The 23,455-nt window shown below is 72.6% G+C and carries 23 protein-coding genes; 10 read left to right on the forward strand and 13 right to left on the reverse strand.

Translation table 11 applies throughout. The annotated features are described in order from the left end of the window. Positions 1–57 precede the first annotated feature (57 nt). From ACWCPY_RS28650 to ACWCPY_RS28670, 5 genes are read right to left on the reverse strand one after another with little or no spacing between them, the layout of a single operon-like run. Positions 58–855 (reverse strand): type III pantothenate kinase, encoded by a 798-nt coding sequence (locus ACWCPY_RS28650; RefSeq protein WP_329820410.1) that lies wholly within the window; start codon positions 853–855, stop codon positions 58–60. Further along, entirely contained in the window at positions 855–1,898 is a 1,044-nt protein-coding gene (nadC, locus tag ACWCPY_RS28655; protein WP_451269722.1) for a carboxylating nicotinate-nucleotide diphosphorylase, read from the reverse strand. Before nadC ends, ACWCPY_RS28650 begins: the two co-directional genes overlap by 1 nt. A gap of 2 nt (positions 1,899–1,900) precedes the next feature. Continuing rightward, complete coding sequence (locus ACWCPY_RS28660; RefSeq protein ID WP_451269724.1) at positions 1,901–3,643, reverse strand: L-aspartate oxidase; 1,743 nt, start codon at positions 3,641–3,643, stop codon at positions 1,901–1,903. After that, entirely contained in the window at positions 3,640–4,686 is a 1,047-nt protein-coding gene (panC, locus tag ACWCPY_RS28665; RefSeq protein ID WP_451269726.1) for a pantoate--beta-alanine ligase, read from the reverse strand. The genes ACWCPY_RS28660 and panC overlap by 4 nt, the downstream gene beginning before the upstream one ends. After that, positions 4,683–5,621: a Rossmann-like and DUF2520 domain-containing protein gene (locus ACWCPY_RS28670; RefSeq protein ID WP_451269728.1), complete on the reverse strand. Its 939-nt coding sequence runs from the start codon at positions 5,619–5,621 to the stop codon at positions 4,683–4,685. Before ACWCPY_RS28670 ends, panC begins: the two co-directional genes overlap by 4 nt. A 189-nt stretch (positions 5,622–5,810) precedes the next feature. Here ACWCPY_RS28670 and ACWCPY_RS28675 point away from each other — a divergent pair, with 189 nt between their 5' ends. Further along, complete coding sequence (locus ACWCPY_RS28675) at positions 5,811–7,013, forward strand: threonine aldolase family protein (RefSeq protein WP_451269730.1); 1,203 nt, start codon at positions 5,811–5,813, stop codon at positions 7,011–7,013. Here ACWCPY_RS28675 and ACWCPY_RS28680 read toward each other — a convergent pair. Next, positions 7,010–7,318, reverse strand: a complete 309-nt coding sequence (locus ACWCPY_RS28680; protein WP_451269732.1) for a hypothetical protein — start codon at positions 7,316–7,318, stop codon at positions 7,010–7,012. The genes ACWCPY_RS28675 and ACWCPY_RS28680 overlap by 4 nt on opposite strands. Before the next feature lie 105 nt (positions 7,319–7,423). Between ACWCPY_RS28680 and ACWCPY_RS28685 the strand changes: the two genes are divergently transcribed. Further along, complete coding sequence (locus ACWCPY_RS28685) at positions 7,424–8,524, forward strand: DUF5937 family protein (RefSeq protein WP_451269813.1); 1,101 nt, start codon at positions 7,424–7,426, stop codon at positions 8,522–8,524. A gap of 54 nt (positions 8,525–8,578) precedes the next feature. Here ACWCPY_RS28685 and ACWCPY_RS28690 read toward each other — a convergent pair whose 3' ends face one another. Beyond that, the gene (locus ACWCPY_RS28690; RefSeq protein ID WP_451269734.1) at positions 8,579–9,256 is read right to left on the reverse strand and encodes a response regulator; all 678 of its coding nucleotides are present in this window, start codon (positions 9,254–9,256) and stop codon (positions 8,579–8,581) included. Positions 9,257–9,299: 43 nt separating this feature from the next. Continuing rightward, positions 9,300–10,502: a sensor histidine kinase gene (locus ACWCPY_RS28695; RefSeq protein WP_451269736.1), complete on the reverse strand. Its 1,203-nt coding sequence runs from the start codon at positions 10,500–10,502 to the stop codon at positions 9,300–9,302. A 96-nt stretch (positions 10,503–10,598) separates the two neighbouring features. On the opposite strand from ACWCPY_RS28695, the gene ACWCPY_RS28700 reads away from it, so the two are divergent. Together ACWCPY_RS28700 and ACWCPY_RS28705 are read left to right on the forward strand one after the other, a co-directional pair. Then, a complete protein-coding gene (locus ACWCPY_RS28700) occupies positions 10,599–11,573 on the forward strand; it encodes an SAM-dependent methyltransferase (RefSeq protein ID WP_451269738.1) in 975 nt (324 codons plus the stop codon). Positions 11,574–11,625: 52 nt separating this feature from the next. Next, complete coding sequence (locus ACWCPY_RS28705) at positions 11,626–12,768, forward strand: NADH-quinone oxidoreductase subunit D (RefSeq protein WP_451269740.1); 1,143 nt, start codon at positions 11,626–11,628, stop codon at positions 12,766–12,768. Positions 12,769–12,819: 51 nt separating this feature from the next. Here ACWCPY_RS28705 and ACWCPY_RS28710 read toward each other — a convergent pair whose 3' ends face one another. The 4 genes from ACWCPY_RS28710 to ACWCPY_RS28725 all read right to left on the reverse strand — a co-directional run bounded on the left by ACWCPY_RS28710 (position 12,820) and on the right by ACWCPY_RS28725 (position 16,417). Beyond that, the gene (locus ACWCPY_RS28710) at positions 12,820–13,836 is read right to left on the reverse strand and encodes a hypothetical protein (RefSeq protein WP_451269742.1); all 1,017 of its coding nucleotides are present in this window, start codon (positions 13,834–13,836) and stop codon (positions 12,820–12,822) included. Positions 13,837–13,930: 94 nt separating this feature from the next. Next, the gene (locus ACWCPY_RS28715; protein WP_451269744.1) at positions 13,931–14,917 is read right to left on the reverse strand and encodes an ABC transporter substrate-binding protein; all 987 of its coding nucleotides are present in this window, start codon (positions 14,915–14,917) and stop codon (positions 13,931–13,933) included. Between the two features lie 111 nt (positions 14,918–15,028). Next, positions 15,029–15,703: an ABC transporter permease gene (locus tag ACWCPY_RS28720; RefSeq protein ID WP_451269746.1), complete on the reverse strand. Its 675-nt coding sequence runs from the start codon at positions 15,701–15,703 to the stop codon at positions 15,029–15,031. Between the two features lie 3 nt (positions 15,704–15,706). Continuing rightward, positions 15,707–16,417, reverse strand: a complete 711-nt coding sequence (locus ACWCPY_RS28725) for an ABC transporter permease (RefSeq protein ID WP_451269748.1) — start codon at positions 16,415–16,417, stop codon at positions 15,707–15,709. A gap of 129 nt (positions 16,418–16,546) precedes the next feature. Between ACWCPY_RS28725 and ACWCPY_RS28730 the strand changes: the two genes are divergently transcribed. Beyond that, the gene (locus tag ACWCPY_RS28730; RefSeq protein ID WP_451269750.1) at positions 16,547–17,734 is read left to right on the forward strand and encodes an ABC transporter ATP-binding protein; all 1,188 of its coding nucleotides are present in this window, start codon (positions 16,547–16,549) and stop codon (positions 17,732–17,734) included. Positions 17,735–17,800: 66 nt separating this feature from the next. On the opposite strand, the gene ACWCPY_RS28735 is transcribed toward ACWCPY_RS28730, so the two are convergent. Continuing rightward, positions 17,801–18,925 carry an alpha/beta hydrolase gene (locus ACWCPY_RS28735; protein ID WP_451269752.1) on the reverse strand — a complete coding sequence of 375 codons (1,125 nt, stop codon included), beginning with the start codon at positions 18,923–18,925 and terminating at the stop codon, positions 17,801–17,803. Positions 18,926–19,063: 138 nt separating this feature from the next. Here ACWCPY_RS28735 and ACWCPY_RS28740 point away from each other — a divergent pair, with 138 nt between their 5' ends. The 5 genes from ACWCPY_RS28740 to folK all read left to right on the forward strand — a co-directional run bounded on the left by ACWCPY_RS28740 (position 19,064) and on the right by folK (position 23,436). Continuing rightward, positions 19,064–20,899, forward strand: coding sequence for a phosphatidylglycerol lysyltransferase domain-containing protein (locus tag ACWCPY_RS28740; protein ID WP_451269754.1), 1,836 nt, complete (start codon positions 19,064–19,066; stop codon positions 20,897–20,899). A gap of 26 nt (positions 20,900–20,925) precedes the next feature. Then, the gene (gene folP / locus ACWCPY_RS28745) at positions 20,926–21,786 is read left to right on the forward strand and encodes a dihydropteroate synthase (RefSeq protein ID WP_451269756.1); all 861 of its coding nucleotides are present in this window, start codon (positions 20,926–20,928) and stop codon (positions 21,784–21,786) included. Further along, complete coding sequence (locus tag ACWCPY_RS28750; RefSeq protein WP_451269758.1) at positions 21,783–22,265, forward strand: nuclear transport factor 2 family protein; 483 nt, start codon at positions 21,783–21,785, stop codon at positions 22,263–22,265. Before folP ends, ACWCPY_RS28750 begins: the two co-directional genes overlap by 4 nt. Positions 22,266–22,468: 203 nt before the next feature. Then, a complete protein-coding gene (gene folB / locus ACWCPY_RS28755) occupies positions 22,469–22,828 on the forward strand; it encodes a dihydroneopterin aldolase (protein ID WP_072487082.1) in 360 nt (119 codons plus the stop codon). Beyond that, positions 22,825–23,436, forward strand: coding sequence for a 2-amino-4-hydroxy-6-hydroxymethyldihydropteridine diphosphokinase (gene folK / locus ACWCPY_RS28760; protein WP_451269760.1), 612 nt, complete (start codon positions 22,825–22,827; stop codon positions 23,434–23,436). The genes folB and folK overlap by 4 nt, the downstream gene beginning before the upstream one ends. The last annotated feature ends 19 nt before the right edge of the window (positions 23,437–23,455 follow it).

Raw genomic sequence — 23,455 nt, forward strand, 5'->3', positions numbered from 1 at the left:
GCGCGGCGGCGTGCCCGCTCCCCCGTGGGCCGTTCCCGCAGGTACACCGCCTGTCCGCTACATCCGGGACACGTTCCGCTCGTAGACCAGGCGCAGGCCGATGAGGGTGAGCCAGGGCTCGTGCTCGTCGATGACGGAGGACTCGCCCAACACCATCGGCGCAAGGCCGCCCGTCGCGATGACGGTGACGTCGTCGGGGTCCGCCGCCAGCTCCTTCTTCATCCGCGCGACGACGCCGTCGACCTGGCCGGCGAAGCCGTAGATGATGCCCGACTGCATCGCCTCGACCGTGTTCTTGCCGATCACGCTGCGCGGCCGGGCCAGCTCGATCTTGCGGAGCTGGGCGCCCTTGACGCCGAGTGCCTCGACCGAGATCTCGATGCCGGGGGCGATGACACCGCCGGTGTACTCGCCCCGGGCGGAGACCGCGTCGAAGGTGGTGGCCGTGCCGAAGTCGACGACGATCGCCGGACCGCCGTAGAGCTCGGCGGCGGCGGCCGCGTTGATGATGCGGTCCGTGCCGACCTCCTTCGGGTTGTCCATCAGGATCGGCACCCCGGTCTTGATGCCCGGCTCGACGAGCACGGCGGGGACGTCGCCGTAGTAGCGGCGGGTCACCTCGCGCAGCTCGTGCAGGACGGCCGGGACCGTGGAGCAGATCGCGATGCCCTCGATGCCGTCGCCCAGCTCCATGCCGAGCAGCGGGTGCATGCCCATCAGGCCCTGGAGCAGCACGGCGAGCTCGTCGGCGGTGCGGCGGGCGTCGGTGGAGATCCGCCAGTGCTCGACGATCTCCTCGCCGTCGAACAGGCCGAGGACGGTGTGCGTGTTGCCGACGTCGATGGTGAGCAGCATCAGACGTCGGCCCCGTCGGTGTCGCGGAAGTCCAGGCCGATGTCGAGGATCGGCGAGGAGTGGGTGAGCGCGCCGACGGCCAGGTAGTCGACGCCCGCCTCGGCGTAGGCGCGCGCGGTGTCGAGGGAGAGCCGGCCGGAGGACTCCAGGACCGCGCGGCCGCCGGTCAGGGCGACCGCCTCGGCCGTCTGCAGCGGGGTGAAGTTGTCCAGCAGGATCAGGTCGGCGCCCGCGTCGAGCACCTCGCGGACCTGCTGGAGGGTGTCGACCTCGACCTCGATCGGTACGTCCGGGAACTCGTCCCGGACCCGCTTGAAGGCCTCGGCGACGCCGCCCGCCGCGATGACGTGGTTGTCCTTGACCAGTGCCGCGTCCGACAGCGACATCCGGTGGTTGACGCCGCCGCCGCAGCGCACCGCGTACTTCTCCATGGCGCGCAGGCCCGGGGTGGTCTTGCGGGTGTCGCGGACCTTGGCCTTCGTGCCTTCGAGGACATCGGCCCAGGCGCGGGTGGCGGTCGCGATGCCGGAGAGCCTGCACAGCAGGTTGAGCGCGCTGCGCTCGCCGGTGAGCAGGTCACGGGTGCGGGTGGTGACGGTCAGCAGCTTCTGGCCGGGGGCGACGCGGTCGCCGTCCTCGACATGCCGCTCGACCGCGAACTCCTCGGTGCAGACGATGGACAGGACGGCCTCGGCGATGCGCAGACCGGCCACGACGCCCGCCTCGCGGGCGGTGAAGTCGCCGGTGGCCACGGCGTCCTCGGAGACGGTCGCGACGGTGGTGACGTCCACCCCGCCGTCCAGGTCCTCCTCGATCGCGACGTGCGCGACATCCTCGACCTGGACCGGGTCCAGGCCCGCGTCGGCGAGGAGCTGGGCGAGGGCGGGGTCGAGGCCGCACTCCAGCGGGTCGAGCTCGTAGAGCTCGTCCCCGCCGCAGCCGCAGCCGTCCCCGCAGCCGCCCGCGGACGGTGCTGGCGCGCCGATCCGGACCAGCGGTACGTCCACGGGTGTGGGGCGCGGATTCTCTTCGGGCGTGCTCACGGTTACGGCTCCTCGGTGACGTCGGCGGGGTGAGTGGGGGGTGCTGCTGCGCAGTCTGGTGCCTGCGTCGGGCGTACGGGCCCGAATGCCTGGGTCTCCGTCCGACGGAGGACCGGGCGGCGCTCCGGGGTGAGCCGCACGACGAGGTGACGCCGCCAGTTCTCGTCGTCGCGCTCGGGCCGGTCCTCGCGCCAGTGGCAGCCGCGGGTCTCCTCGCGCTGCCGGGCGGCGGCGACCAGGACGCGCGAGACGAGCAGCAGGTTGGTGGCCTCCCACGCCTCGACGCCGGGCACCGCGACCTTGGGCTCGTCCGCCTCCACGGCCAGCGCGGCGCTGGTGTGGAGGGCCTCCAGCTCGTCGGCGGCGACGGCCAGGCTCCCGGCGGAGCGCAGAACCCCGGCGCCCCGGGTCATGATGCGCTGGATCGTGGACCGGGCCTCCGGGGCGAGCAGCGGGGAGGGCGCGTGGTCGTCGCCGGTCTCCGCGGCGCCCGCGCGGGGCCGGTCCTCGACGATGTCCGCCGCGATGCGCTCGGCGAAGACGAGGCCCTCCAGGAGGGAGTTGGACGCCAGCCGGTTCGCGCCGTGCACACCGGTGCAGGCGACCTCGCCGCAGGCGTACAGACCCGGCACCGTGGTGCGTCCCCGCAGGTCGGTGCGGATGCCGCCGGAGGCGTAGTGCGCGGCGGGGGCGACGGGAATCGGTTCGGTGACCGGGTCGATGCCGTGGGCGCGGCAGGCCGCCAGGATCGTGGGGAAGCGCTGCTCCCACATCTCGGCGCCGAAGTGGCGGGCGTCGAGGTACATGTGCTCGGTGCCGAGCAGCTCCATCCGGCGGGTGATGGCCTTGGCGACGATGTCGCGCGGGGCCAGCTCCGCCAGCTCGTGCTGCCCGAGCATGAAGCGCGTACCGGACGCGTCGACGAGATGGGCGCCCTCGCCCCGCACCGCTTCCGAGACCAGCGGCTGCTGGCCCTCGGAGTCGGCGCCGAGGAAGAGGACCGTCGGGTGGAACTGGACGAACTCCAGGTCGGAGACCTCCGCGCCGGCCCGCAGCGCCAGCGCCACGCCGTCGCCGGTGGAGACCGCCGGGTTGGTGGTGGCGGAGAAGACCTGGCCCATGCCGCCGGTGGCGAGGACCACCGCGGGGGCGTGCACGGCGCCGACGCCGTCGTGCTGGCCCTCGCCCATGACGTGCAGCGTGACGCCCGCGGTATGCCCTTCGGCGTCGGTGAGGAGGTCCAGTACGAGCGCGTTCTCCACGGTGTGCAGGGCGGCCTCGCGGACCGCCTCGACCAGGGCGCGGGAGATCTCGGCGCCCGTGGCGTCGCCGCCCGCGTGGGCGATGCGGCGGCGGTGGTGGCCGCCCTCGCGGGTCAGCGCGATGTCGCCGCCGGCCGTGGTGTCGAAGTGGGCGCCGGTCCCGATCAGCCGGCGCACCGCGTCCGGGCCCTCGGTGACCAGCATCCGCACCGCCGCCTCGTCGCACAGACCGGCGCCCGCGACCAGGGTGTCGTCGAGGTGCTGCTCGGGGGTGTCGCCCTCGCCGAGCGCGGCCGCGATTCCGCCCTGCGCCCAGCGCGTGGAGCCGTCGTCCAGGCGGGCCTTGGTGACGACGACGGTGGCGAGGCCCGCGGCGGCGCAGCGCAGTGCGGTGGTGAGACCGGCCACGCCGGAGCCGACCACCACGACGTCGGCGTCGATGGACCAGCCGGGGGCGGGGGCGGTCAGCCGTATTCCGGTCACGTGTTGGCTCCGAAGGTCAGCGGGATGTTGTCGATGAGGCGGGTCCTGCCGACCCGTGCGGCTACGGCGAGGACCGCCTCGCCGGTGGTGCGGTCGTCGGGGATCTCGGTGAAGTCGGCCGGGTCCACCAGCGCCAGGTAGTCCAGGGCGAGCGGGGGCTGTGCGGCCGCCGCGTCGTCGAGGATCAGGAGCGCGGCCGCCCGTACCGCCGAGGGGCCGTCGACCGGGCGGGCCAGGGCCACCGCCTGGGTGTCGGCGGCGGCGCGGGCCTCGCCGAGCGCGGTGAGCGCGGCGGCCCGGCCGGTGGTGGCCGAGGTGGTCCGGGCGCGGGCGTGCAGGGCCTGCTGGGCGGCGAGCCGGTCGCGGGCGGCGAACAGGGCCCGGGACAGGGCGAGGGCGGTGTGCCGTTCCTCCGCGTCCAGGAAACGGTTGCGGCTGGAGAGCGCGAGGCCGTCCGGCTCGCGGACCGTCTCCACGCCGACGATCTCCACGGGGAAGTTCAGATCGCGCACCATCCGGCGGATCAGCGCCAGCTGCTGGGCGTCCTTCTGTCCGAAGAACGCGGCGTCGGGGCGGGTCAGGTGGAGGAGCTTGGCGACGACGGTGAGCATGCCGTCGAAGTGTCCGGGGCGCGAGGCGCCTTCGAGCCGCTCGCCCATCGGGCCCGCCGAGATCCGGACCTGCGGCTCGCCGCCGGGGTAAACCTCGTCGACGGACGGCGCGAAGACCGCGTCCGCCCCGGCGGCGCCCGCCACGGCGAGATCGGCGTCGAGCGTGCGGGGGTAGCGGTCCAGGTCTGCGGCCTCGCCGAACTGGAGCGGGTTGACGAACACGGTCACGACCACCTGGCCGTCGGGGCCCGCCGCCGCGCGGGCGGCGCGGATCAGGGTGGCATGGCCCTCGTGCAGCGCGCCCATGGTCATGACGACGGCCCGCGGCCCCTCGAAGGGGGCGAACGCGGCGAGCTCGGCCGCGGTACGGAGCAGGGGGGCCGCGGGCCCGTGCGGCGCGGCGGGGCGGGGGGTGCCGGTCGTGTCGGTCATCGGGGCTCCTGTGATCCGGTGCCCGTGCCGTCGGCCAGGACCCCGAGCAGGTCCTCGGCCAGCTCCGGCTTGAGCATGCCGTGGGCGAGGGCCCGGTCGGCGGTGGCGCGGGCCATCGCGACGTATCCGGCCACGGTCTGCGGGGCGTGCCTGCGCAGCTCGCCGATGTGCGCGGCGACCGTACCGGCGTCGCCGCGGGCCACGGGGCCGGTCAGCGCGGCGTCACCGGAGCGCAGGGCGTTGTCGAGCGCGGCGCCGAGCAGCGGGCCGAGCATCCGGTCGGGGGCGGTGACTCCGGCCGCGCGCAGCAGCTCCATCGACTGGGCGACCAGGGTGACCAGGTGGTTCGCGCCGAGGGCGAGGGCCGCGTGGTAGAGCGGACGGGACTCCTCCGCGATCCATTCGGGCTCGCCGCCCATCTCGATGACCAGTGCCTCGGCCGCGAGCCGCAGCTCCTCGGGGGCGGTCACGCCGAAGGAGCAGCCGGCCAGCCGCTGGACGTCGACGGAGGTGCCGGTGAACGTCATCGCGGGGTGCAGGGCGAGCGGCAGGGCGCCGGCCCGCAGCGCCGGGTCCAGGACGCCGGTCCCGTACCGCCCCGAGGTGTGGACGATCAGCTGTCCCGGCCGCACCGCGCCGGTCTCGGCGAGGCCTTCGACCAGGCCGGGCAGGGCGTCGTCGGGGACGGTCAGCAGCACCAGCTCGGCGCGCGCGAGGACCTCGGCGGGCGGCACCAGCGGTACGTCGGGCAGCAGGGCGGCCGCCCTGCGCACGGACGCGTCGGAGACGCCCGACACGGCGACCGGCCGGTGCCCGGCGAGCTGCAGGGAGGCGGCGAGAGCGGGGCCGACGCGGCCCGCGCCCACGACGCCGACCGTGAGGCGGGCGGGGCGGTCCCTCGCGTCGAGGGGGTCATGGGGGGCATTTGCATTCACGCGGCGGTGGCCTTCCGTTCCAGTCCGCAGGGGGTACCGGACGACTTCTCTGCATGCTACGCCAGCGTTTCGTCCGGGATCCGGGCCGTCCACAGCCTGTGGGAAAGTCCGGGCGGAGGCGCGGCCCGGAGCCGGGAGCGCCCGGAAAATCGGGTGGGCCCTTGCTGCGGGCTGCGTGATGATCGTCCCATGACAGACACAGCAGACACGGGCGGGCAGCCACGGCCAAAGGCGCAGGAGGACGTGCGGGAGGAGGCCCGGGAGGACGCGCAGCGGTCGCGCAGGACCAAGGCCTGGGCCGCGGCCGAACGGGTCCTGATCCGCCCGGCCATGAACCTCTCGCTCGGTGAGCGGCTGGCCGCGCTGACGGCCGGGGCCGGGGCCGTCACCGATCTCGACCGCCCCGCGGACATCTACGGCGACGGCGTCGTCGCCGAGCTGGAGGAGCGGATCGCGGGCCTGCTGGGCACGGAGGCCGCGGCGTTCTTCCCGACCGGGACGATGGCCCAGCAGGTCGCGCTGCGGTGCTGGGCCGGCCGGACCGGCAACCCGGCCGTGGCGCTGCATCCCCTCGCCCACCCCGAGGTGCACGAGCGCGGCGCGCTGGGGGCGGTGAGCGGGCTGCGTACGGTCCATCCGACGCACGAGCCCCGGCTGCCCACGGCCCAGGAGATCCGCGACTTCGACGAGCCCTTCGGCACGCTGATGCTGGAGCTGCCGTTGCGCGACGCCGGTTTCGTCCTGCCGGCGTGGGAGGAGCTGGAGGACGTGGTGGCGGCCGCGCGGGAACGCGATGCGGTGGTGCACATCGACGGCGCACGGCTGTGGGAGTGCGCTCCCCACTTCGGGCGGGAGCTGCCGGAGATCGCGGCGCTCGCGGACAGCGTGTACGTGTCGTTCTACAAGACCCTCGGCGGAATCTCCGGAGCCGCGCTGGCCGGTCCCGCCTCGCTGATCGAGGAGGCCCGCACCTGGCGCCACCGGTACGGCGGGCAGCTCTTCCAGCAGTTCCCCGCGGCGCTGGCCGCCCTGATCGGCCTCGACCGGGAGCTGCCGCGGCTGGCGGCGTACGTGGCGCAGGCGAAGGTGGTGGCGGGGGCGCTGGCCGAGGGCTTCCCGGCGGCCGGCGCCCCGTGGTCCCGGGTGCATCCGGAGCCGCCGCACACGCACCAGTTCCAGGTGTGGCTGCCCTACGGGGCGGACGTCCTGACGGAGGCGGCGGTGCGACAGGCGGAGGAGACGGGCGTGTCCCTCTTCCGCAAGTGGTACCCCGCGGCCGCCGGGCCGCCCGGACTGTCGTTCACCGAGGTGACGGTGGGGCGGGAGGGGCTGGAGTGGACCGCCGAGGATGTACGGAACGCCGTACGGGAGTTCGTGGAGCGGCTGGCCTAGGGTCTTTCGTCCGGATCAGCCCGGCATGATCCGGACGAAAGACCCTGGAGGGATCCTGCCGGGCCGACGGGGGAATGGCCGGCGGTTCCGCAACCGCCGGTCCCGCGGCTCCGGGCGATCAGGGAACGCAGGGCCGCCCGCCAGCGGCCGCGCGCCGGGCGGCCCGCGATCACCGCGTCGAAGCGGGCCCGGTCACGCGCCTCGCGCACCACGGCCCAGTCGTGCCGGCCCGGCAGCGGCGGCGGCAGCTCACCCCGCTGGGCCGCGCGCCAGCTGTCGATCATGTGCTGCTGAAGGGCGTCCATGGCCACAGCGTGGGCCGGTCCCGGGCCGCCCGGCCCTCCGATTGACGACCCCCGTCAAATGGCGCGATGCCCTCCGCGGCCACCCCGCACTATGGAGGGGTGAGCGTGCACATCGACATCGCCGGGCTGACGCCCGACCGCATCGTCTTCGAGACCTCCCCCCTCGCCGAGCTGGGGCTGGCCCTGCATGCCCTCTCCGAGCCGGGGCACCACCCGGGCCTGCACGGCTGGGCGACGGCGACCTCCAGCGCCCTGGACCCGGATCTCGCCGACCGGCTGCACGAGGCCGACTTCCTGTGGCGCCACACGTTCTCGGACGTCTTCATGCCGTTCGCCGGGATCCGTGGCGGCGACGGCCGGACGGGCGCCAACCTCGCCGAGGACCTCGACATCCTCGACCGGCTGGACGACGAGCGGTTCGTCGCCGCCGCCCTGGAGTTCACCTGCACCAGCCTGTACGGGCAGGGCGCGCCCTCCCCGCTCAACGACCCGACGACGCGCGCCCGCGCCCTGGAGATGGCGGCGGCGCGCGGCCCCCGGCAGGTGGAGTTCGCCCAGCAGCTGCTGGCGGACCCCGCCCCGATGCGGGCCTGGGTGCGGCGGCTCTTCGAGGACTGCGACCGGGCGTTCTTCGCGGACACCTGGTGCCGGGTGCGGGTCCAGCTGGTCGCCGACGCCCGGCACAAGACCGACCTGCTGCGGCGCAAGGGGATCGGCGAGGCGATGGGCGCGGTCTCCACGGCGCTGACCGTCGACGAGGCCGTCACCCGGATCAGCGCCGACAAGCTCAGCGAGGGCCGCACCAGCGCCGTCGGCCCCGGGCTCACCCTCATCCCGTCCACCTTCGGCTGGCCGCACCTCAATCTGCTGCACGCCCCGGGCTGGCGCCCGGTGATCCACTACCCGGTGCACCAGCCCGAGCTGCCCTCCCCCGCCTCCGTGGAACTGCTCCAGCTGCGGATGGAGGCACTGGCCCACCCGATGAGGATGCGGCTCTGCCGCCACCTCGCCCGCTCCCCGCACACGACCGGCCAGCTCGCCGACACGCACGGCATCACGGCCCCCGAGGTCTCCCGGCACCTCTCGGTGCTGAAGAAGGCGGGCCTGGTCACCACCCGGCGGCGCGGCCGGTACGTGCTGCACCAGCTGGACCTGACCTCGGTGGCGCGGCTCGGCAGCGACTTCCTGGAAGGCATCCTGCGCTGAGCGGAAGGCGCCCCGGGCCCCGGGAACGGCCCGTCGGCCGGACCGTCCCGCCGGTCAGACCGCCCCGCCGCCACCGGCCCGGACCAGCCCCGTCTCGTACGCGAGGACCACGACCTGCACCCGGTCGCGCAGGTTCAGCTTGGTGAGGATGCGGCCCACATGCGTCTTCACCGTCGCCTCGGAGAGCACCAGGCGCGCCGCGATCTCGCCGTTCGACATGCCCTGGGCGACCAGCAGCATCACCTCGCGCTCGCGTTCGGTGAGCTTGGCGATGTCCTTGTGCTGCGGCTCCTGGGTGCCGCTCGGCAGCATCGGCGAGAAGCGGTCGAGCAGCCTGCGGGTGGTGGACGGGGCGACGACGGCGTCACCGCTGTGCACGGAGCGGATCGCGGCCAGCAGCTCGGCGGGCGGCACGTCCTTGAGCATGAAGCCGCTGGCCCCGGCCTTCAGCCCGGAGAAGGCGTACTCGTCGAGGTCGAACGTGGTCAGGATGAGCACCTTGGGCGCGTCCGGCTGCGCGCAGATGCGCCGGGTGGCCTCGACACCGTCCAGCCTCGGCATCCGCACGTCCATCAGCACCACATCGACGGCGGTGGCGCGAAGGTTCTCGATCGCCTCCGCGCCGTCGCCGGCCTCGGCCACGACCTCCATGTCCGGCTGGGCGGCGAGCACCATCCGGAATCCGGTGCGCAGCAGCACCTGGTCGTCGACGAGCATCACGCGGATCGCCATGAGGGGTCCTGTCTCCTGTCTGATGGGGCGTCGGCTCCGACGCCTAGTGGGCCGGCTTGAGCGGCAGCAGCGCGCTGATCCGGAAGCCACCGCCGGGCCGCGGCCCGGCGTCCAGCGTGCCGCCGACCATGCCGACCCGCTCGCGCATACCGATCATCCCGTGGCCCGCGCCGTCGGCGCCGCCGTCCTCGTACAGTTCGTGCGCCGCGCCCCGCCCGTCGTCCTCGACCAGCAGCCCGAGCCCGTCGTCGAAGTAGACCAGACGCACGCTGGCCCCCGCGTCCGGGCCGCCGTGCTTGCGGGTGTTGGTCAGGGCCTCCTGCACGATGCGGTACGCGGTCAGCTCGACCCCGCTGGGCAGCGGGCGCGGGGTTCCCTCGATCTTGAAGTCGACGGCCAGGCCGGTCTGCCTGACCTGTTCGATCAGATCCTCGATCTGGTCCACATCGGGCTGCGGGACGTACTCCCCGCTCTCCTGCGCGTCGCCCGTCCGCAGCACCCCCAGCAGCCGCCGCATCTCGGCCAGGGCCTGCCTGCCGGTGCTGGAGATGGTCTCCAGGGCCTGCTTGGCCTGGTCGGGGGCCGCGTCCATCACGTACGCCGCGCCGTCCGCCTGCACCACCATCACCGACACGTTGTGCGCGACGACGTCGTGGAGTTCGCGGGCGATACGGGCGCGTTCGGCCGCCACCGCCACCTTCGACTGCGCCTCGCGCTCCCGCTCCAGCCGGGCGGCGCGCTCCTCCAGCTGACTGAAGTAGGCGCGCCTGGTCCGCATCGAGTCGCCGAGCACCCAGGCGAGCACGAACGGAACGGTCAGCACGACGACGATGAAGACTTCCTCGGCCCAGCCGGTCCGCGGCCCCTCGCCCGGCCAGCGCAGCTTGGACAGCGACGCCGCGCCCAGGCTGCAGACCAGCGCGAGCCGGGACGCCCAGCGCTCCCCGACGGTGGCCACGGTGAAGACGATCACCAGCATCGCGAAGTTCATGACACCGGGCCCCACCCCGGTGACCAGCTGCGCCACCCCCATCGCGATGGCGAGCAGCAGCATCTTCTCCGGCGCGCGCCGGCGCAGGGCGACCACCGCGCAGAGGCCGAGGATGATCGGGACGGAGGCGATGCGCTCCCTCGTGCTTCCCCCCATACCCACCGTGGACAGGCCGGAGAGCCCGAGGAGGACGACGGCCCAGAAGGTGTCGACGCCCGTCGGGTGTCTGCGGAGGAAGTCGTAGAGGCGCTGCACGTGACCCAGCGTAGGGACAGGCGAGGGGCGCCCGGGTCAGCCGAAGGGCCGATCCGGCTCCGGAGACCGTACTCCCCAAGGTGGAGACTTGGGCACGTGATGGACGAGTGGCGTGGGTGGCAGGAGGCGGCGGAGACCGCTTTGTACGGGGACGGGGGGTTCTACCGGAGCCCCGAAGGGCCGGCGGGCCACTTCCGTACCTCTGTCCACGCCTCCCCGCTGTTCGCCTCCGCCGTCGCCCGGCTGCTGGTCGGGACGGCACGGGAGCTGGGCACCGGCTCGGTCGACCTGGTCGACCTGGGCGCCGGGCGGGGCGAGCTGCTGACGGGGGTGCTGGCGGCGCTGCCGTCCGCCGGCGGTCCGGCCGTACGGGCGTACGCCGTGGAGCTGGCCGGACGTCCGCCCGGGCTGGATCCCCGGATCGAGTGGTGCGCCGAACCGCCGCAGGGGACCCGCGGCCTGCTGTTCGCCAACGAGTGGCTGGACAACGTCCCGACCGAGATCGCCGAGACCGACGCGGACGGTGTCGCCCGCTACGTCCTGGTCCGGCCCGGGGACGGTACGGAACGGCTCGGCGAGCCGGTGGCCGGGGCGGACGCCGAGTGGCTGCGCCGCTGGTGGCCGTCGGCCGGACCGGGCAGCCGTGCGGAGATCGGCCGCCCCCGCGACGAGGCCTGGGCGCGGGCGGTGGCCACGCTGGCCGAGGGGCTCGCGGTGGCGGTGGACTACGCCCATGCGCGCGAGGCACGGCCCCCCTTCGGCACCCTGACCGGCTTCCGGGCCGGCCGCGAGGTCCGGCCGGTGCCGGACGGCAGCTGCGACCTCACCTCGCACGTGGCGCTGGACGCGTGTGCGGCGGCCGGGTCCGGTGGCGGTGCGCCGCCCGAGCTCCTGAGCCAGCGCGAGGCGCTGCGCCGCCTCGGCGTCGGCGGCGAACGCCCACCCCTGGCGCTGGCGTCGGCCGACCCGGCCGGTTACGTACGGGCGCTCGCCTCGGCGGGCGAGGCGGCGGAGCTGACGGCCCGGGGCGGTCTCGGCGATTTCGGCTGGCTGATGCAGCGCAGGGGCTGAGAACGGGCGCCCTGGGCTCGGAGCCCCGGCCCGGCCGCGCGATACTGGCCGCATGACGGAGACGACGGTCGGCATCGGCGGCGCGGCGGAGAGCACCGACATGGTGCTCAACATCGGCCCGCAGCACCCCTCCACCCACGGCGTGCTCCGACTGCGCATCGTCCTGGACGGCGAGCGCATCCAGCACGCCGAGCCGGTCATCGGCTACATGCACCGGGGTGCCGAGAAGCTGTTCGAGGCCCGCGACTACCGGCAGATCGTGATGCTCGCCAACCGCCACGACTGGCTCTCGGCGTTCTCCAACGAGCTGGGCGTCGTGATGGCCGTGGAGCGCATGCTCGGCATGGAGGTCCCGGAGCGCGCGGTCTGGACCCGCACCCTGCTCGCCGAGCTGAACCGGGTCCTCAACCATCTGATGTTCCTCGGCTCGTACCCGCTCGAACTCGGCGGGATCACCCCGGTGTTCTACGCCTTCCGCGAGCGCGAGGAGCTCCAGACGGTGATGGAGGAGGTCTCCGGCGGCCGGATGCACTACATGTTCAACCGCGTCGGCGGCCTCAAGGAGGACCTCCCGGCCGGATGGCTCGGCCGCGCCCGGGACGCCGTCGCCTCGGTCCGGTCCCGGATGGACGTCTACGACGACCTGGTGCTCGGCAACGAGATCTTCCGGGGCCGGACACGCGGTGTCGGCGTGCTGTCCGCCGGGACGGTGCACGGCTACGGGGTCTCAGGACCGATCGCCCGCGCCTCGGGGGTCGATTTCGACCTGCGGCGCGACGAGCCGTATCTCGCGTACGGGGAGCTCCAGGACACCCTGAAGGTGGTCACCCGCACCGAGGGCGACTGCCTGGCCCGCTTCGAGTGCCTGCTGGAGCAGACGCACAACGCCCTGGACCTCGCGGACGCCTGCCTGGACCGGATGGCCGCCCTGGCCCCCGGCCCGATCAACCAGCGGCTGCCCAAGGTGCTGAAGGCCCCCGAGGGCCACACCTACGCCTGGACCGAGAACCCGCTCGGCGTCAACGGCTACTACCTGGTGTCCAAGGGCGAGAAGACCCCGTACCGGCTGAAGCTCCGCTCCGCCTCGTACAACAACATCCAGGCGCTCACCGAACTGCTGCCGGGCACACTGGTCGCCGACATGGTGGCGATCCTGGGCTCGCTCTTCTTCGTCGTCGGCGACATCGACAAGTAGCGGCCGCCCCGGAGCCGGGGCGGCCGCCTGTTCTACGAGATCGCGCTGCTTTTACGAGATCGCGCTGCGCAGCTCCACCACGTCCAGCTGCTCGGTCTCGTCGTGCGCGGTCAGGTCGATGACCTCGCCCACGACGCGCTCCGGGGCCGTGCCCGTACGGTGCGCGGCCAGCGCCTCCTCGCCCACCACGTCGGCGAGGTCCTCGTCCTGCACGGACTCGATCGCGGCGCGCGCGGCCTTCTGCGTACCGAAGAAGTCGAAGCTGCCCTGCGGCACCGGATGGCGGCGGGAGGCCGCGTACGGGGCGACGGCGGTGGCGGCCGGTGCGGTGCGCGCCGGGGGCAGCTCGGCGGACCGGCGGGGCGCGGGGAGGGCGGCCGGCGGGCGCAGATGCTGCGCGCCGGTCCGGTCCTCGTCGGCGGCGTGCCTGCCCTGCCGCTCGTCCGCCTCCCGGGACCGCTCCTCCAGATCGCGCTTCCTGGCCTGCTCGGCGGTGCGGCGCGCCTCCTGGAGCGCCCCGTTGCGCGAGAGGTCCTCCAGCGCCTGGGCGGCCCGCAGATAGGCGGCCGGTGTCGGCGTGCTGCGCGCGGCGGGCAGCTCCCGGGGCGCGGCGGCGGCCTCGATGGCGAGCTGTCTGCGGCCCTCCAGCGCGCTGGCCCGCTCGGTCTCGGCGGTGGCGTACCGGCGCAGCAGTGCGGCGTGCTCCCCTCGGAGGTTGGCGAGCTCCACGCGCTTGCGGCGGAGCTTCGTCTCCAGCCGGGTGCGCAGCTCCCGCGACTCCTCCAGGTCGGCCTCCAGCTCGGCGATCCGCTCCTCGGCCCGCCACTCGTCACCGGCGCGGGCCCGTGTCAGCTCCGCGACCCGGCGGCCGGCCTCCCGGTCCCAGCTGCGCATCAGATACGCGCCGGTCACGGCGGCGGCCGCCGAGGCGGTCACCAGACCGCGCAGGACCAGGGGCTCGGCGAGCAGCCAGGCGCCCGAGGCACAGAGAACCGAGACTCCGACGACTGCCGACGACGGAAGGATTCTGTGCAGAGGTGGCGAATGGCGATGACGTCCACGTGGCATGGCCTGAAATTTACCGTGTGTACGGGGCACTTGGGGGGCCGCCCGCCAATCTGTTCCCTGCCGGTTACCTGACGGCCCCTTTCCGCCCCGATTCCTACTTCTCGACCAGGCCCTTCGAGCGCAGATAGTCCCTGGCCACATCGGCGGGCTTTGCGCGCTCGGCGTCGACCTTGCGGTTCAGTTCCGCGAGGTCCTCGGTGGTGAGCGCCTTGGTGAGCTTGCCGAGTGCGTCGGCAATGTCCTGGGAACCGGCGTCCTTCGCATTGAGGACCGGCAGTACGTTGTCGGCGTTCTGGAGCTTCTTGTCGTCCTCCAGGAACACCAGGCCGTAGCTGTCCAGCACCGCGTCCGTGGTGGTGGTGAGGACCAACTGGTCCTTGCCGTCCTTGACCGCCTGCTTGGACTGCGGCGTACCGACTCCCTTGGGGTCTATACCGGTGACATTGATGCCGTACGTCTTCTTCAGACCGGGTGCGCAGAAGGGCCGCACCTCGCACTCGTCACCCGCCGCGATCTTCACCGCGGCCTTCGACCTGCCGAGGTCCGAAAGGGTCTTGAGCTTGTTCTTCCCGGCGAATTCCTTGGTGACCGCGAAGGCGTTCTGGTCGACGGCCGCACCGGCCGGGAGCACCTTCAGTCCGCGTGGGGTGGCGAGCTTCTCCAGCGCGGCGACCGTGGCCGCCGTGTCGCCGGAGGCGACCGGCGCCTTCTCGGCCTTCTTCGAGCCGTTCACCTTGGCATTGAGGAATTCGGCGATCGTCGCCGCGTATTCGGGGACGACATCGATCTCGCCCTTCTCCAGGGACGGCTCGTACAGTTCCCGGTTCGCCACCGTGGTGACCGAGGTGCTGTATCCGGCGTCGCCCAGGATCTGCGCGTACAGCTCCGCGAGCACCTTGGACTCGGTGAAGGAAGCCGCGCCGACGACCAGCGAGCCCTTCTTGCCGGAGCCGGCGGCACCGCCGGAGGATGCCGGGCCCGCCTTGTCCTTCTCCAGGCTGTCGCCGCCGCAGGCGGCGAGCGAGCCGGCCAGCGCGACCATGCCGATGACCGCGCCGGCTATGCGCGAGGTCTTGCTCATTGTCGTTCTCCGTCCACGGCCGCGGGGGCCGTACGAGTTCACAGCAACAGGTCTGTACGTGATGCGATCGGGGAATCGCGGACCGGGCTCCATGCGGCGCTCACACCGCCGTCATGCCGTCCGGCGGCGGCGCAGCGGTGACAGCAGCCGGTCCAGGCCCACCAGCACCGCCTCCACCAGCAGCGCGAGCACGGCGACCAGCACCGCCCCCGCGACCACCTGCGGTGTGTTGTACGTGTTGAAGCCGGCGGTGATGATCCGGCCGAGGCCGCCCTGGCCGACCATCGCGGCGATCGTCGCCGTGGCGACCACCTGGACCGCGGCGGAGCGCAGCCCGGTCATGATCATCGGGTAGGCCAGCGGGAGTTCGACCCGGAGGAAGAGCTGCCGCCCGGACATCCCCATGCCCCGCGCCGCCTCCCTCACCGACCGGTCGACCTCCGTCATCCCGACGTAGGCGTTGGTCAGCAGCGGCGGCACGGCGAACAGCACCAGCGCGATGACCGTCGGCACGTATCCGGCGTTGCGCAGCGGCGAGACCATGAAAAGGGCCAGCACCGCGAAGACCGGCACCGCCCGCCCCACATTGGAGAGGTTGACGGCCAGCGCGCCCCCCTTCCCGATGTGCCCCAGGCACAGCGCGACCGGCAGCGCCACCGCGCACGCCAGGGCGAGCGCGACGCCGCTGACGTACAGGTGCTCCGCGAGCCGGTGGGCCGCCCCGCTCTCCCCCGACCAGTTGGCGCCGGTGGTGAGCCAGGTCCATGCCTCGCCGAGAACTCCCATGGGTCAGACCGCCTTTGCCACGGTGTCCGCGTCCGCGTGCGCGGCGCGTATGCGGGTCCAGGGGGTCAACAGCCGCTGCACACCGAGCAGCAGCAGATCCGCGACGACCGCGAGCAGTACGCACAGGACCGAGGCGGTGAGCACCTGGGCCTTGAAGAAACTGGGGAGCGCGTCCCCTATGAGATTGCCGAGGCCGCCCCTGCCGATGATCGACCCGACCGTCGTCAGCGCGATCGTCGACACCGTGGCGATCCGCACCCCGGCCATCAACGCGGGCATGGCCAGAGGCAGCTCGACCTCCCACAGCAGCCGGGCCGGTCCGTACCCCATCCCCTTCGCGGCCTCCTTCGCCTCCTGGGGCACCGCTTCCAGGCCCGCCAGGATGTTCCGCACCAGAATGGTCAGCGAATACAGCACCAGGCCGGTGACCACCAGCGCGGCGGAGAGCCCGAACAGCGGCAGCAGCAGCGAGAACATGGCGAGCGAGGGCACGGTGTAGAGCACCGTCGTCAGACCGAGCACCGGTCCGGCGAATCGGCGGCTGCGGCGCGCGAGCAGTGCCAGCGGAAAAGCCACCAGGAGCCCGATCACCACCGAGACCGCGGTGATCCAGATGTGCTGGACCGTCGCATCGGTCAACTCCTGGCTGCGGGAACGGAGATACTCCCCGCAGATCCAGTCGTTCGTCACCAGGCAGTTCTGTCCCGCGGCCATCCGTCCCCACCTCCCGTGCACCGCTTCGTACGTATGTCTGGTGACCCTATCCTCGACCACTGACAATCGCCGGAGCCGTTGTATTTCAGCAACATGTCCTTCACAGAACACGCGCCACAATGGGGAACCATGATCCGATTCGAGCACGTCACCAAGCGGTACGCGGACGGCACCACCGCCGTCGACGGCCTTTCCTTCGAGGTCGCCGAGGGTGAACTGGTCACGCTCGTCGGACCGTCGGGGTGCGGCAAGACGACCACCATGAAGATGGTGAACCGGCTGATCGAACCGACCGAGGGCCGGATATTCGTCGACGGGGACGACATATCCGCCATCGACCCCGTCCGGCTGCGCCGCCGTATCGGTTATGTGATCCAGCAGGTGGGACTCTTCCCGCACCGCACGATCCTGGAGAACACCGCGACCGTCCCCCATCTCCTGGGCTGGAAACGGGGAAAGGGCCGGGAACGCGCCGCCGAACTCCTGGACCTTGTCGGACTTGACCCTTCCGTTTATGGCGACCGCTATCCGGAACAGCTCTCCGGCGGTCAGCGCCAACGCGTCGGCGTGGCAAGGGCGCTGGCCGCGGACCCGCCGGTGCTGCTGATGGACGAGCCTTTCGGCGCGGTCGACCCGGTCGTACGGGAACGGCTGCAGAACGAATTCCTGAAACTTCAGGAACAGGTCCGTAAAACCGTCCTGTTCGTCACGCACGACATCGAGGAAGCGGTCCGGCTCGGCGACCGGATCGCCGTCTACGGACAGGGCACCATCGAGCAGTTCGACTCCCCCGCCACCGTGCTCGGCGCGCCCGCCACCCCCTATGTCGCGGACTTCGTCGGCGCCGACCGGGGCCTCAAGCGGCTCTCCGTGACCCCCATCGAGGAGGGCGACCTCGACCAGCCGCCGGTCGTCCACCTCGACGACTCCCTGGTACGGGCGACCGAACGGCTGCGGGCCGAGGGCGCGCGCTGGGCCGTCGTCCTGGACGGCCGGGACAATCTGCACGGCTGGATCCCCGCCGACGCCACCGGGGCCGGGGCCGGGGACACGGTGCGCGCGCACGCCCGCAGGATGGAGGCGTGGCTGCCCGTCGGCGCCCCGCTCAAGCAGGCGTTCGCCACCATGCTCCAGCACGACGCGGGCTGGATCGCCGTCATCGACGAGGAGAGCACCGGCCGGTTCCTCGGCGTCCTCACCCCGGCCCGGCTCCACGAGGCGCTGCGCCGCTCGATCGACGCGGACGCCCAGGACGTGCCGCGCGCCGAGGTGGCGGTCGAGACCGTGGAGAGTGTCACCAAGGCCGCCGCGCGGTGAACCGGGCCCTCCCGGCGCACCGCGCGGCGGCCCGTACCGCTCCCCGCTCGGGCCTCTGCCCCCGGTTCAGTTCTCGCTGAGCCGGCTGCTCAGCCAGTCCAGCGCCGAGGGGATCTCCCGCCGCCAGGTGTTGAAGTTGTGCCCGCCGCTGTCGAGCACGATCGACGAGACCTGCGCGGGCGACTTCACCTTGGCGATGAACTGCCGCGTGGTCAGGTAGTTCCCCTCGCCGTGCCTGGAGGTCGTGACGAGGAAGGACGAGTCGGGCTGCTTCGGCATGTGGTCCAGACTCCACATCAGATCGGCGCGGTCACGCGCGCTCTGGTCGCCGTGGAAGAGATCGCCGGTCGTCGGGTCCTCGGCCGCCTTGTAGTACGCGGAGAGCCCGACGCTCGCCCCGAACCGGTGCGGGTGGTGGAGCCCGATCTTCAGCGCGCAGTACCCGCCGGTCGAATTGCCGATGATGCCCCAGTTCCGGGCCAGCCCGCCGACCCGGTACGACTCCGAGATCACCTTCGGCAGGTCCTCGGCGAGATAGGTCTCGGTCTGCGGCCCGCCCTTGATGTCCACGCACTCGGTGTCCCGCGGCGGCGCGACCGTCGGCCGCAGCATCACCAGGATCATCGGCTGGGCCCGGCCCGCCTTCACCCGCTCGTGAGCGGTCCGCGGGTACCGGAGGCTCTTCAGAAGGTTCTCCGAGACGCCCGGGTAGCCGGTGAGCACGACGACCGCGGGGAACTTGCGGCGGGCGAAGGCCGGCTGGAAGTACTCGGGCGGCAGATACACGTACGCCGAACTCTCGATCTTCGACTGCCGGCCCGCGATCACGACCTTGTCGATCCGCCCGCCCACCGTGGGCAGTGACGCGCCCGGCACGTCCGGCCGCTCGATCCCGACCCGGACGATGTTCTTGGAGGCCAGGGTTCCGGCCGCGTGGTCCGTGACCACACCCAGATCCTGCTTCTGGCCGAACAGGTCGGCCCACGAGCCGTAGAAGAGGAAGGAATTGTTCGCCACCAGGCCCACCGAGACGAAGATCGTCACCTGGGTCGCCAGCAGCAGGCCGACCCTGCCGAGCACCGCGGAAGCGCTGCGGCGGGCCAGCCGGGGCCAGAGCCAGACCGTGGCGGCGAAGAACACCACGGCCAGCACGATGGCCAGAACCAGAAATGTCTTACTGGTAAGACCCATGGAGGTGAGCTTTCTTGTCTGGAAATTTCCGGCTGTCGGGTGAACCCGCGGCCCGGAAGCCCCGTCCTACAGGTTGCACGTCGTCCGGAGGGCTACCACCGAAGGACCGAAGAACCTCTCGCGGAACCACGGGAAGCGATGTCTATCACGCTAGATGGGGATAAATCGGGATCGGTTCCGAGTCACGTACGCAAGTTCGTACGCGGCCCGCGCCCCGAGTCCGTACCGACGCTGGTCGGTACCGCCTGCACCGCCGTCGGCCTGATCGATGTCGCCGCGGGCGTCTTCCCGCGCTTCCGGCACAGCCGGATGCACACCCTCGCCGAGGTACTGCCCGGCGCCCTCGGACCGTTCGCCGCCGCCCTCTCGCTGAGCGCGGGCGTCCTCCTGCTGCTGCTCGCCCACGGCCTCAAGCGGCGCAAGCGGCGGGCCTGGCGGGCCGCCGTCGTACTGCTGCCGGCCGGTGCGCTGGCCCAGTTCACCTACCGGCACTCGGTCATCGGGACGCTCGTCTCACTGGCGCTCTGCCTGCTGCTGGTCCGTCACCGCGGCGAGTTCGCCGCGCTCCCCGACCCCCGGAGCCGCTGGCGGGCCCTGGCCAACTTCGTGCTCCTCGGCGCGGGTTCGCTGGCCCTCGGCCTGGTCATCGTCAGCGCACACCCCGGCCGGGTCCTGGGCAGCCCCAGCATCGCCGACCGGCTCCAGCACGTGCTGTACGGAATGCTCGGCTTCGAGGGGCCCGTCGAGTACGCCGGCGACACCTCCTGGACCGTGGCGTACTCCCTCGGCGCCCTCGGCCTGCTGACCGCCGTCACCACCATCTACTTCGCCTTCCGCCCCGAACACCCGGCCGCCCGCCTCACCGAGGACGACGAGGCCCGGCTGCGCACCCTGCTGGAGAAGCACGGCGGCCGCGACTCGCTCGGCCACTTCGCGCTCCGCCGCGACAAGGGCGTCGTCTTCTCCCCCAGCGGCAAGGCCGCCGTCTGCTACCGGGTCGTGTCCGGGGTGATGCTGGCCAGCGGCGACCCGATCGGCGACGTGGAGGCCTGGCCCGGCGCCATCGAACGGTTCATGGACGAGGCCAGGGCCCACTCCTGGACCCCGGCCGTGATGGGCTGCAGCGAGACCGGCGGCGAGGTCTGGACCCGCGAGACCGGACTCGACGCCCTGGAGCTCGGCGACGAGGCGGTGGTGGATGTCGCGGATTTCTCGCTCGCCGGGCGCGCGATGCGCAACGTACGCCAGATGGTGAAGCGCATTGAACGGCTCGGCTACGAGACCCGGGTCCGGCGCGTGAGCGACATCGGCGAGGCAGAACTCGCCCGCATCCGGCGCGCCGCCGCCGACTGGCGCGGCACCGACAACGAGCGCGGCTTCTCCATGGCGCTCGGCCGGATCGGCGACCCGGCCGACGGCGACTGCGTCATCGCCACCGCCCACAAGGCCGACGAGCACACCGCCGACTCCCCCTACGGCGACCTGAAGGCCGTACTCCACTTCGTCCCGTGGGGCCACGACGGCATGTCCCTCGATCTGATGCGCCGCGACCGCTCCGCCGACCCCGGCATGAACGAGCTGCTGATCGTCGCCTCCCTCCAGGACGCCCCCCGGCTGGAGGTCGAACGCGTCTCGCTGAACTTCGCGATGTTCCGCTCGGCGCTCGCCCGGGGCGAGAAACTGGGCGCGGGACCGGTGCTGCGGACCTGGCGGGGACTGCTGATCTTCCTCTCGCGCTGGTTCCAGATCGAGTCGCTGTACAAGTTCAACGCCAAGTTCCGGCCCCGCTGGGAGCCGCGCTTCGTCGTCTACCGCGCCGCCCGCGACCTGCCCCGCATCTCCCTCGCCGCCATGCAGGCGGAGGGCTTCGTGAACCTCGCCCTCCCCTTCGCCCGCCGCTTCCCGGCCCGCCGCCCCCGCCCCTGCGCCCACACCCCGGCGCCCGGCCAGGAGCAGCACGCCCGCGCGGCGTAGCGGCGTACGGGGCCTACGCTGGTCGCATGAGTACGTTGCGTGGACGAGGCACGGTCCAGGGCCTGCCGGAGTGGGACCGCTGCGCGGTCATGGGTGTCGTGAACGTGACCCCGGACTCCTTCTCCGACGGGGGCCGCTGGTTCGACACCACGGCCGCGGTCAAACACGGCCTCGACCTGGTCGCCGAGGGCGCCGACCTGATCGACGTCGGCGGCGAGTCGACCCGCCCCGGCGCCAGCCGGGTGGACGCCTCGGAGGAGCTGCGGCGGGTGATCCCGGTGGTCAAGGGCCTGGCCTCCGAAGGGGTCACGGTCTCCGTGGACACCATGCGGGCCCGGGTCGCCGAGGAGGCGGTCGCGGCCGGTGCCGCCCTGGTCAACGATGTGAGCGGCGGCCTCGCCGACCCCGACATGATCCGGGTCGTCGCCGCGGCCGGCGCACCCTTCGTCGTGATGCACTGGCGCGGCTTCAGCGAGTCCATGAACAGCCGGGCGGTGTACGGGGACGTCGTCGCCGAGGTCGTCACGGAGCTGCGGGAACGGATGGACGCCGTGGTCGCGGGCGGGGTCGCCCCGGAACGGATCGTGATCGACCCCGGTCTCGGCTTCGCCAAGGACGCCTGCCACGACCTCGCCCTGGTCGCCCACCTCGACGAGCTGCGCGCCCTGGGCCGCCCGCTGCTGGTCGCCGCCTCCCGCAAGCGCTTCCTCGGCCATGTGCTGGCCGGCGAGGGCGCCGCACCGCCGCCCGCCCGCGAACGCGACGCCGCCACCGCGGCGATCTCCGCACTCTCCGCCCACGCGGGCGCCTGGGCCGTCCGGGTCCACGAGGTACGGGCCACGGCCGACGCCGTACGGGTCGCCCGCGCCGTCGAGGGAGCCGCGTGACCGGGCCCCGCGACGAGCACGCGGAGGCGGCCGCCGACATCGCGGCCGTCGAGGCGGCCAACACCGCCTTCTACGAAGCGATGGAACGCGGCGACTTCGAGGAGCTCTCCGGGCTCTGGCTGCCCGGCGAGGACCTCACCGTCTCCTGCGTCCACCCGGGCTGGCCGGTGCTGACCGGCCGCGGCGAGGTGCTGCGCAGCTACGCGCTGATCATGGCGAACACCGAGTACATCCAGTTCTTCCTGACCGACGTCGGGGTCTCGATGACCGGCGACACCGCCCTGGTGACCTGCACGGAGAACATCCTCAGCGGCGGCCCCGCGGAGGACGGCAACGCGCTCGGACCCCTGGTCGGCCAACTCGTCGTGGCCACCAATGTGTTCCGGCGCACACCGGACGGCTGGAAACTCTGGTCCCACCACGGCTCGCCCGTACTGACCGAAACCGGTGAGGAAGAGGACGAGGAAACACCGTCCTGACCCGGTGGCCGAGTGGCCGCACCCCGGAAGGGGGTTGGATCCGGGAAGCGCGGGTATACGCGGCTACCAGTCCCGTGAGGCCGCGTCCACGGCCACCCACGGGCGAGCACTGTCGGTGCTCGCAGGTAGATTCGAAAGAGAGCACCTTGCCGTCCGCACGCGGCCCCGTGTCTCTACGCCCAACGACAGCAGGAGTGATTCGCGTGGATCGTGTCGCGCTGCGCGGCCTCAAGGCCCGTGGACACCATGGCGTCTTTCCCAAGGAACGGGAAGAGGGCCAGACGTTCATCGTCGACCTGGTGCTCGGCCTGGACACCCGCCCCGCGGCGGCCGCCGACGACCTGACGAAGACCGTGCACTACGGCGTCGTCGCCGAGGAGGTCGTCGAAGTGGTGCAGGGTGAACCCGTCGATCTGATCGAAACGCTCGCGGAGCGCATCGCCCAGAAGTGCCTCAAGCACGAAGGAGTCGAGGAGGTGGAGGTCGTGGTGCACAAGCCGGACGCGCCGATCACCGTCCCCTTCGACGATGTGACCATCACCATCACCCGGAGCCGAGTATGACTGCGTTTTCCACCGAAGGGCAGAGCGACCCGACCGTACAGCCGGTGCCCGCCTCCGTGGTCGAGCAGGTGGACGCGGCGGATGTCACCCTCTCCAACCCCAAGCGCGCCGTGATCTCCCTGGGCTCCAACCTCGGCAACCGCCTGGAGACCCTCCAGGGCGCCATCGACGCCCTGGAGGACACCCCCGGCCTGCGGGTCAAGGCCGTCTCCCCGGTGTACGAGACGGAGCCCTGGGGTGTCGCCCCCGGCTCCCAGCCCTCGTACTTCAACGCGGTGATCGTCGTGAAGACGACGCTCCCCCCGTCCTCCCTCCTGGAGCGCGGCCAGGCCATCGAGGAAGCCTTCGACCGGGTCCGCGAGGAGCGCTGGGGCCCGCGCACCATCGACGTCGACATCGTGGCGTACGCGGACGTCGTCGCCGACGACCCGGTGCTCACCCTCCCCCACCCCAGGGCCCATGAGCGGGCCTTCGTCCTCGCCCCGTGGCACGACGTCGACCCCGATGCCCAGCTGCCCGGCGCCGGACCCGTCGCGGAGCTGCTGGCCGGGGTCGGCCGGGACGGCGTGCTGCCCCGGGCCGATCTGGAACTCCGTCTGCCCGAGTAGTCGTTAGGCTCAACGGAAA

The sequence above is a fragment of the Streptomyces sp. NPDC002403 genome (genome assembly GCF_053593015.1).